We start from the raw sequence: 6,059 nt of genomic DNA, 5'->3' as shown, positions 1-6,059 counted from the left end.
CTCACCAGGCCGGCGCCGGACGGCGCGTCCGCGGCGGTCGCGCCAGCCGGCGCCGCGTCCGCGTCGCCGTGATAGTCGGCCGGGCCGGCGCCCGCCGGGCCGGTGAGCAGCGGGAGCGTGGCGGTCACCTGGAAACCGCCGTCAGGGAGCGGCCCGGCGGTGAACTCACCGCCACACAGGTTCGCCCGTTCGCGCATGCCGATGATGCCGTGCCCGGCGCCGGACGGGGCGCTCCCGGCGGCCGGGGTGAGCACCTGGGAGCGGCCGCCGTCGTCGGTCACCCGGATGTGCATGGCCGTCTGCCCGTAGCGCAGGCTGACGCGGCAGCGGGCGCCGCCGCCAGCGTGCCTGACCACGTTGGTGAGCGCCTCCTGGACGATCCGGTACGCCGACAGGTCGACGCCCGCGGGCACCGCGCGGACGAGCCCGAAGTACTCCAGGTCGACGTGGACCCCCGCCCCTCGGGTGCGCTGGATGAGCCTGTCGAGGTCGGACAGGCCAGGCGCGGGCGCGAGCGGCGCGCGGCTGGCCGCGCCAGGGCCGGGCGCGACGTCCTGCTGGCGGAGCACCCCGAGCATCCGGCGCATTTCCTCGAGCGCGTCCCTGCTGGTGGCCTGGATGGCGCCGAGGGCGTCCCGCGCGTCGTCCGGGCTGCTGTCGATGACGTACTGGCCGTAGCCGGCCTGCACGGCGATCACGCTCATGCTGTGCGCCACGACGTCGTGCAGCTCACGGGCGATGCGCAGTCGCTCCTCCGCGACCGCGCTGCTCGCGGCCTGATACTGGAGCGCGTCGGCATACAGCCGCCGCTGACGGACCGAATACCCGGTTATCCAGGCGATGACCAGGGCGAACGCGACCGGGACAAAGACGCCCTCGCCGCCCTGCCGGAAATTCTGATCGGCGACCGTGAGCAGGCCGATGGCGCCCAGGCCCACCGCCATCGCGGCGGCGCCCGTCTGCTTGTTGGTCGTGGTGGTCACGAGGTACAGCACGTACGCCGCGGCCAGGAAGATCAGCGCCGAGGTGCCGGGCGCCGCGCCGGCCACGACGACGGCCATGATGATAAGAGCGCCGTAGGCGACGACAGGACCGCGCCGGCGCAGCCCGATCGCGAGGAACACGACTGCCGCAAGCAGCAGGGCGCCAAGCAGCCCGGTGTGGCCGGGGCCGGCCGGGCGGGCGAAGACGAGCAGGTCGCAGAGCGCGGCCACCGCGGCGACGACGAAATCGATCACGATCCAGTGGACCGTCCGCAGCCGCTTGGTCAGCGGCGGGCGCGGCGGGCGCGGCGGCCGGGCCGGGCCGGCCGCGCCGGGCCCCGCACCACCGGGCGGGTACGGCGGCAGCGGGCCGGGCGCGCGGCGCGGGTAAGACATGTCGCGTTCAGTGGACACACACCTACGGTAGCCTCGCCACGCCGATGGTGCCTCATCCTGCAGGCGTAGCCCGTGGTGCGTACCGGGTGCGGGGGGCGGCGGGCCGACCCCGCACCCGGGCTCAGAACGTCCGGGCCGAGGTCCGCGAGCGCCACGTCCGGCCGCAGTTCCCGGCAGGCGGTCAGCGCCTCCTCGATGGTCGCCACCTCGTCGGCCACCTCGATCCCTGGCTCGGCGCTGGACAGCAGCCTGACGATCCCAGCGCGCAGCAGCGGCCGCCTGGCGGCGATGAGCACCCGCAGCCGCGGAGTCCGCAGCTCGCCGGGCTGCCGGTAGGGGAAGCGCGCGCGAATCCGGGTGCCCCAGCCGGCCAGCGAGTCGACCTCGATCGTCGCGCCCATCCGGCGCACCCGCTCGCTGAGATCGCGCAGCCCGAAGCGGTCGCCCTGCCACCCGGCGGTGGGATCGAACCCTTCGCCGTCGTCCTGCACGAGCAATGTCACCGACTCGGGCTCGTGCAGCAGGCCCAGCCGGACCGACCGTGCCCGCGCGTACCTGTCGAACCAGCACCCCGATGTCCGCTTCCTTGCGGTACGTCCCGGCCGCCTCGTCGACGCTGCAGATCGAGCCGGCGGTGCAGCCGAGCAGCTCGGTGTAGCGCAGCAGGATGCGCTCGAGCAGCGGGCGCAGCGAGAACTCACCGGCCAGGTCCTCGGCGACGGCGATCAGCCCGCCGCGCGGGCGGCGGGGCTGTGCTCGCTGCGTTCTGGCCCGGTGGCCCGGTAGTCGGCGGACACAGGCCCTCCGAATCTGCGACAGCGTTGTCACGTCGCTGCGGCTCGCGCGGCGGATGTCGCTTCCGGGCATCGCCCTGCCCGCTCGCTGCCGTCAAGGCGGCGGCACCCGATCCGGGCGGCGTCGCCCGCGGCGCCTCATCCTGCAGGCGTAGCCCGCGAAGCTGGCACGGCCCGCCGGCGACACTGCCATATCTCACCGTCCAGGGGGACGCCGTCGCGGCGGCGGACCTGGCACCCTAGGGCACATGGAACCCTCGACATCGGCGCGCCCTGTCATCGAGACGACCGCGCTGACCAAGGTGTATCCGGGCGCGGTCACCGCGCTCAGCGGTCTCACCGTACACGTCGCGCCCGGGGTCACCGGGCTGATCGGCGCCAACGGCGCAGGAAAGTCGACGCTGATCAAGATCCTGCTCGGCCTGGTCACGCCCACCCAGGGCATGGCGAAGGTGCTTGGCCATGACAGCGTCAAGGACGGCGAGCAGATCCGCCAGCTCGTCGGCTACATGCCCGAGCATGACTGCCTGCCGACGGACATCTCGGCGACCGAATTCGTCACCCACATGGGCCGGATGTCCGGCCTGCCCGCCACGGCGGCCAGGGAGCGCGCCGCGGAGGCGCTGCGGCACGTCGGCCTGCACGAGGAGCGGTACCGGCTGGTCGGCACCTACTCCACCGGCATGAAGCAGCGGGTGAAGCTGGCCCAGGCGCTTGCCGGGGACCCCAGGCTGCTGCTGCTCGACGAGCCGACCAACGGGCTCGACCCGGCGGGCAGGAACGCGATGCTCGAGCTCATCGAGCGGATCGGCGAGGAGTTCGGCATCTCGATTCTGGTCGCCTCGCACCTGCTCGGCGAGATCGAGCGCATCTGCGACCACCTGGTCGCGATCGAAGCGGGCCGGCTGCTGCGCGCCGACACCGTCGACAGCTTCACCCGGGCCAGCCAGCTGCTGGTCATCGAGGTGGAGGAGGGCACGGCGGCGCTGCTCGGCGAGCTTGCCCGCCGCGGCCTGCAGCCCCGGCCCTACCAGCGCGCCCTGCTCGTCCCCCTCGGCGGCGATGACACCTACGACATCGTGCGCGACAGCGTGGCCCTCCTCGGCCTGCCGCTGAGCCGGATGGAGCAGCGCCGCCACCACGTGGAGGAACTGTTCCGTGACGACCAGCGGGAGGCTGTCGATGTCCGTTGAAACGTCCGGCTTTCCTCCTGGCACCGCCACCGGGGTCATCCACGACCTCGGCTACCGCCATTACGGCGGCCCGCGCCTGGGCCGGCCGTGGATCGTGGCGGCGCTGACCTGGCACAGCTTCCGCTCCGCGTTCGGCTTCGGCCGCGGGGTCAAGGCCAAGATCGTGCCGGCGATCACGTTCGTGGCGATGTGCCTGCCCGCCGTGATCAACGCGGTCGCGATGTCCCAGGGCAACCCGCGGCTCGTCGACTACGACACGTACAGTCCGCCGCTGCGCATCTTCGTCATGACGGTGTTCGTCGCGGTCCAGGTGCCCGAGCTCGTCTCGCGCGACCTGCGCAGCCGGGTGCTGCCGCTGTACTTCTCCCGGCCGATCCGCCCGGCTGACTACCCGCTCGCCAAGTACCTCGGGTTCACCGCCGCGTGCCTGGTGATGGTGGACGTGCCGCTGCTGCTGCTGTACGGGGGCTCGATCGCCAACGTGCATGGCGGCCGCGCCGTGTGGGCGCAAACGCGGGCGCTGATCCCGGGCCTGCTCGTCGGCCTGATGTGGGCGGTGGTGCTCGCGGCGATCAGCCTGTTCCTCGCCTCCCTGTCCGGCCGCCGCCCCTTCGCCACCGGCGCGGTCGCGATCTTCTTCCTGCTCACGTACGTCCTGGCGGAGATCCTGCTGCAGGTGGAAAGCGCCCCCCAGGGGGGCTCGCCGGGCCCGGTGCAGGTGGGTTCGGGAGGCGGCGGCCCGCCGCCCCTCGGGCAGCCGGTGGCGCCATCGCTCGCGGAGAAGGTGGCCGGCCTGTTCAGCCCCTTCACCTTGTTCGATGGCGTGCGGATGTGGCTCGACAACGGCACCGATCCTGCTGACAACGTGGCCAAGCCGGGTGGCTTCGGCGCGGTCTACTTCCTCGTCCTGCTCGCGCTGACGGCCGCGTGCCTCGCCGGCCTGTTCGCCCGCTACCGGAAGAAGGCGCTGCAGTCATGACCGTCATCGAACTGGCCAACGTGAGCCGGTGGTACGGCAACGTGGTGGCGGTCAACGACATCACGATGTCCGTCGGCCCCGGCGTCACCGGCCTGCTCGGCCCGAACGGGGCGGGCAAGTCCACGATCATGCACATGATCGCGGGGTTCCTCGCGCCCTCCAAGGGCACGCTCACCGTCAACGGCACGCCGAGCTGGGCCAACCCGGACGTGTACAAGACCCTCGGCCTCGTCCCCGAACGCGACTCCGTCTACGCCTTCCTCACCGGCGACCAGTTCGTCCGGGCGACCGCCAAGCTGCACAAACTCCCGGACATCGAAGCGGCGACCAGGCGGGCGATCGAGATGACCGACATGGCCGAGGCGGCGGGCAGGAGGATCTCCGCCTACTCCAAGGGCATGCGCCAGCGGATCAAGGTCGCCGCGGCGCTGGTGCACGACCCGGAGATCCTGCTGCTCGACGAGCCGTTCCACGGCATGGACCCCAGGCAGCGGATCCACATGATGGAGCTGCTCGCCAAGCTCGGCACAGAAGGCCGCACGATCCTGTTCAGCTCCCACATCCTCGAAGAGGTGGAGCGGGTGTCCGGCACCATCCAGGTGATGGTCGCGGGCCGGCTCGCCGCGTCCGGCGACTTCCGCGCGATCCGCCGGCTGATGACCAGCCGCCCGCACGTGTTCAACGTCCGCTCGTCCGACGACCGCCGGCTGGCCGCCGCCCTCGTCGGCCGCCCGTACACCAACGCCGTCGAGTTCACCGCCAAGGGCCTGCAGGTCAGGACCAGCGACTTCGGCGCCTTCTGCGCGCAGATCGCCGTGCTCACCCGCGACCACGGCATCGGGCTGCGCGAGGTGCTGCCCACGGACGAATCGCTGGAAAGCGTCTTCAGCTACCTGATCTCCAACCAGGCCAACTAGGAGCCGAGCCCCCATGTCCTCCCTCTTCAACCCGGTCGTGGCGGCGATCACGGTCCGCGCGACGCTGGGCCGCAGGCGCGCCTTCCTCCTCGCGATCCCCGCGGTCATCCTGATCGCGCTCACGCTGATCCTGCGGGCCTCCCACCCGGCGGGCGGCGCCCAGTGGCCCGATCCGGTCCTCGGCGACATGGGCTTCTCGGTCCTGCTGCCGCTGACCGCGCTGATCATCGGCACCGGGGTCCTCGGCGCCGAGATCGACGACGGCAGCGCCATCCACCTGCTCGCGACGCCGATCCGCCGCTCGACCGTGGTCGTGACGAAGTTCGCGGTGGCCGCCATGCTGACGATGGTGTTCGCCGCCATCCCCGAGCTGATCGCCGGCCTGCTGGCGCCCGCCGGCCGGAAGCTGGCGGTCGCCCTGTTCGTCGGCGCCCTGGCCGGATCGGTGATCTACTCGGCGGTTTTCGTGATGGCCTCGGTGCTCACCACCCGCGCGATGGCCGTCGGCCTGCTCTACGTGCTGGTCTGGGAAGCCCTCCTCGGCAACCTCGTCGGCGGCGTCCGCATCCTGTCCGTGGCGCACTACTCGCTCGGCGTCGCCAACGCGATCTACCCCGACCAGAACCTGCGCGCCGGCCTGAACCTGACCACCTCGCTGGTCCTCGGCGTCATAGTCACCGTCGGCGGGCTGATCCTGGCCACCCGGCGCCTGTCGGCCTTCGCGATCAAGGGGGAGCCTGCCTAACCTGCCGCCTGGCGGCGTGACCCCGGCGACCCCGGCGACCCCCGCCACCCCG

7 protein-coding genes are annotated in these 6,059 nt (G+C 72.2%); 5 read left to right on the top strand and 2 right to left on the bottom strand.

Annotation, left to right across the window (positions count from 1 at the left end; genetic code table 11):
* On the bottom strand, nucleotides 1-704 hold a 704-nt coding region (locus tag Q1N79_RS06545), incomplete at its 3' end, for an ATP-binding protein (protein ID WP_300605600.1).
* 563 nt (nucleotides 705-1,267) lie between these two features.
* Nucleotides 1,268-1,870 carry a hypothetical protein gene (locus Q1N79_RS06540; RefSeq protein ID WP_300605598.1) on the bottom strand — a complete coding sequence of 201 codons (603 nt, stop codon included), beginning with the start codon at nucleotides 1,868-1,870 and terminating at the stop codon, nucleotides 1,268-1,270.
* Between Q1N79_RS06540 and Q1N79_RS06535 the strand changes: the two genes are divergently transcribed.
* The 5 genes from Q1N79_RS06535 to Q1N79_RS06515 all read left to right on the top strand — a co-directional run bounded on the left by Q1N79_RS06535 (nucleotide 1,839) and on the right by Q1N79_RS06515 (nucleotide 6,007).
* Nucleotides 1,839-2,165 carry a hypothetical protein gene (locus Q1N79_RS06535; RefSeq protein ID WP_300605596.1) on the top strand — a complete coding sequence of 109 codons (327 nt, stop codon included), beginning with the start codon at nucleotides 1,839-1,841 and terminating at the stop codon, nucleotides 2,163-2,165. The genes Q1N79_RS06540 and Q1N79_RS06535 overlap by 32 nt on opposite strands.
* A 256-nt stretch (nucleotides 2,166-2,421) precedes the next feature.
* Nucleotides 2,422-3,366 (top strand): ABC transporter ATP-binding protein, encoded by a 945-nt coding sequence (locus tag Q1N79_RS06530; protein ID WP_300605594.1) that lies wholly within the window; start codon nucleotides 2,422-2,424, stop codon nucleotides 3,364-3,366.
* Entirely contained in the window at nucleotides 3,356-4,345 is a 990-nt protein-coding gene (locus Q1N79_RS06525) for an ABC transporter permease (protein ID WP_300605593.1), read from the top strand. Before Q1N79_RS06530 ends, Q1N79_RS06525 begins: the two co-directional genes overlap by 11 nt.
* Nucleotides 4,342-5,262 (top strand): ABC transporter ATP-binding protein, encoded by a 921-nt coding sequence (locus Q1N79_RS06520; RefSeq protein ID WP_300605591.1) that lies wholly within the window; start codon nucleotides 4,342-4,344, stop codon nucleotides 5,260-5,262. The genes Q1N79_RS06525 and Q1N79_RS06520 overlap by 4 nt, the downstream gene beginning before the upstream one ends.
* A 13-nt stretch (nucleotides 5,263-5,275) precedes the next feature.
* Entirely contained in the window at nucleotides 5,276-6,007 is a 732-nt protein-coding gene (locus Q1N79_RS06515) for an ABC transporter permease (RefSeq protein ID WP_300605589.1), read from the top strand.
* Nucleotides 6,008-6,059: the final 52 nt, after the last annotated feature.

The organism is Trebonia sp. (assembly GCF_030042015.1).
Lineage (GTDB): Bacteria > Actinomycetota > Actinomycetes > Streptosporangiales > Streptosporangiaceae > Trebonia.
This window is presented reverse-complemented; position numbering and strand designations above follow the sequence as displayed.